The sequence below is a fragment of the Halomonas sp. KM-1 genome (assembly GCF_000246875.1).
Taxonomy (GTDB): domain Bacteria; phylum Pseudomonadota; class Gammaproteobacteria; order Pseudomonadales; family Halomonadaceae; genus Halomonas; species Halomonas aerodenitrificans.
On the sequence record NZ_BAEU01000090.1, the window covers coordinates 1 to 3,117 of the forward strand.

Sequence of the window (3,117 nt, forward strand, 5' to 3'; positions counted from 1 at the left end):
TCGACTTCCTGACCCGCACGGGGCAGACGTGCGACGACAAGCGCCAGGAGTTCATCCTGCTCTCCGATACCCTCGGTGTCTCCATGCTGGTGGATGCCATTCAGCACCGCCGCCCGGCGGGCGCGACCGAGAACACGGTGTTCGGCCCCTTCCATGTGGACGGCGCGCCGGAGCTGCCCATGGGGGCTTCCATCTCGCTGGACGGCAAGGGCGAAGCCTGTCGCTACCAGGGCCGCGTGCTCGACCTGGAGGGCAACCCCATCGAGGGAGTGCGCATCGACGTCTGGTCGGACAACAGCGACGGCTTCTATGACGTCCAGCAGCCGGATGAGCAGCCGGAGTGGAACAACCGCGGCGTGTTCATTACCGGTGCCGATGGCCGCTACGACTTCATCGGCATCAAGCCGGTGTCTTACCCGATCCCCGATGACGGCCCGGTGGGCCAGATGCTGGCAAGCCTGGGGCGTCATCCGTGGCGACCTGCTCATATGCACTTCATGCTCGAGCACCCCGACTATGAGCGGATCGTCACCCACACCTTCGTCTCGGGTGACGCTTACCTGACATCGGATGCGGTGTTCGGCGTCAAGGATTCCCTGATCGTGGATTACTGCGAGTCAATGGATGAAAGCACCCAATGGAACGCAAACTTCGATTTCATCATGGTGAGGAAATAAGTCGTTATAAAAAAGTGTGTGTCATTAGCGTAATTCACTGTTGTGGAAGGCACTGAATCTGTCTGGTTTTTTCGCTTTTTGAGGCGAGGACAGATGGGTGCGATTTTGGTCATGAGTTGTACTTTATGTGTTTGAATTAAAAGAAAGTCGTGGTGCCAATTTGGGATAACGCCACTTGCTGGGGTGGGAATAAGATAAAAGCTGTGGTGTTGTCGATTCCTATAATCATAATATGAAGGTTTGAAAAATGAGCGTAACTTCCTCCCCTGCAATAGTCTCGACAGAGCTAAGGCGTGGCGCCTTGGGTGTCGGTTTCATCATCTTCTTCGTCGTATCCGCAGCAAGCCCGTTCAGTGTCCTGGCAGGCGGCTTTCCGATCGGCATGATGCTGGGAAACGGCGCGGGTACTCCCGTACTGATCGGTCTCGTGCTGGCGGTTCTGTTGATCTTTTCGGTAGGCTATACCACCCTGTCCCGCTACGTGACCAATGCCGGCGGCTTCTATGCCTACTCGGCGCGAGGTCTGGGAGGGATTGCCGGCGGTGCGGCCGCGGGGCTGGCGATCTTTGCCTATAACATCCTGCAGATCGGCCTCTACGGCATGTTCGGCGGCGTCGCCGCCGGCACCATGAGCGCCGTATTCGATCTGCATCTGCCATGGTGGATCTATTCGCTGGTGGCGATGGCAAGCATTGCGTTTCTCGGCTATCGCAAGATCGATCTCTCGGCCAAGGTGCTCTGCGTGATCGTCATGGTGGAGTATCTCGTCATCCTGGTGTTGAACGTGGCCATACTCTCCAGCGGTGGCGACAGTGGGGTGAATTTCGACTCCTTGCAGCCACAGCACGTGTTCAGCGGTGCCCCCTCCATCGGGCTGCTGTTCTGCTTTGCCGCGTTCATCGGCTTCGAGGCGACCACCATCTATGGTGAAGAGGCGAAGAACCCTCGGCGCGACATTCCGCTGGCGACCTATGCCGCCATCCTCTTGATCGGCTGTTTCTATGCGGTCTCCACCTGGTCGATGATCATCGGCGTCGGTGTCGACAAGATCGTGCCCACCCTGTACGCGCTCGAAGATCCGACCACGCTGATCTATGGCCTGTCCGACCACTACGTCGGGCCTGAAATGACGCAGATCATTCGCGTCCTGTTCCTAGTGGGGATCTATGCCGGTCTGGTGGCCTTCCATAACTCGGCCGCACGCTACTTCTATGCCATCGGCCGCGACGGCCTGCTGCCGAGCGCTCTGGGCACCACTCATCCCGTGCACCAGAGCCCCCACGTCGGCTCGCTGCTGCAGACGCTGATTGCGGCAACCGCGGTGATGGCTTTCGCGGCCTTCGGCGGTGACCCCATTCTGCAGCTCTTCGCCTGGTTCTCCAGCCTGGCCGCACTCTCCCTTATCCTGCTGATGGCGATCACTTCCGTGGCGGTTCTGTACTATTTCCGCCGCCATCCCGAGCTGGGCGTGGGCCCATGGAGAGGCAAGATCCTGCCCGCGTTCTCGTGTCTCGCGCTGCTCACCATGCTGGTCATCGCGGTGATGCACTTCGACGTTCTGACCGGTTCCAGCAAGGTGCTCTCCTACGGACTCTGCATCCTCATCGCCCTGGCGCTTGCCGTGGGCGGGGCGATGGCCATGCGTCTGCGCCAAACCTCTCCCGAGCAATTCCAGCAGCTCGGCTCTCATCGACTGTAAATCACTCTGCCTTGACCGCCGGGAAAGGCGCGCCTTTCCCGGCCAGGCATCGAAGCATGAAGGACGGCTGTATGCGTAACTACGAACTGTTGATCAACGGCGACAACGTACCGGGGGCCGCAGGGCATTTCGAGGTCATCGATCCGGCCACGGGGGCGCCCTTCGCGCGGTGTCCGGCCGGCTCGACCGAACAGCTGGATCAAGCGGTCAGCGCTGCCCGCGATGCATTCGGCCAATGGAAGCTCAGTTCTCATGAGCAAAGATGCGAGTTGCTCAATCGCATCGCCGACGACATCGAGCGCGAGGCGGACGAGCTGGCAAGGCTGATCGTCATGGAACAGGGCAAGCCGCTGGCCCTGGCCTACTCCGAGGTGGGCGGCAGCGCGGCCTGGACACGCTATGCGGCCAGTCAGGAAGTGCCGGTGGAGCTGGTGGAGGAGACGCCCACCCAGCGCATCGAGCTGCACCACAAGCCGGTGGGCGTGGTGGCTTCCATCACCCCCTGGAACTGGCCCTTCATGATCGCGGTGTGGCACATCATGCCGGCGCTGCGGGCGGGCAACTGCGTGGTGAGCAAGCCCTCCAGCCTCACTCCCCTGAGCACGATTCGCCTGGTGGAGATCATCGCCCGCCACGTGCCCAGAGGCGTCATCAATGTCGTTACCGGCGAGCAGGGCTTCGGCAGCGCCATCACCGCTCACCCCGGCATCGACAAGATCGTCTTCACCGGCTCTACCGAGA

At 60.7% G+C, this 3,117-nt stretch carries 3 protein-coding genes; all 3 read left to right on the forward strand.

The features are described from left to right. Nucleotides 1-677: dioxygenase (locus B8115_RS09830; RefSeq protein ID WP_010627620.1), on the forward strand; the 677-nt coding region annotated here is incomplete at its 5' end. A gap of 301 nt (nucleotides 678-978) precedes the next feature. Continuing rightward, nucleotides 979-2,376, forward strand: coding sequence for an APC family permease (locus B8115_RS09835; RefSeq protein WP_010627621.1), 1,398 nt, complete (start codon nucleotides 979-981; stop codon nucleotides 2,374-2,376). Nucleotides 2,377-2,447: 71 nt separating this feature from the next. Then, nucleotides 2,448-3,117 (forward strand): aldehyde dehydrogenase family protein (locus B8115_RS09840; RefSeq protein WP_010627622.1); only part of this gene is annotated, 670 nt, incomplete at its 3' end.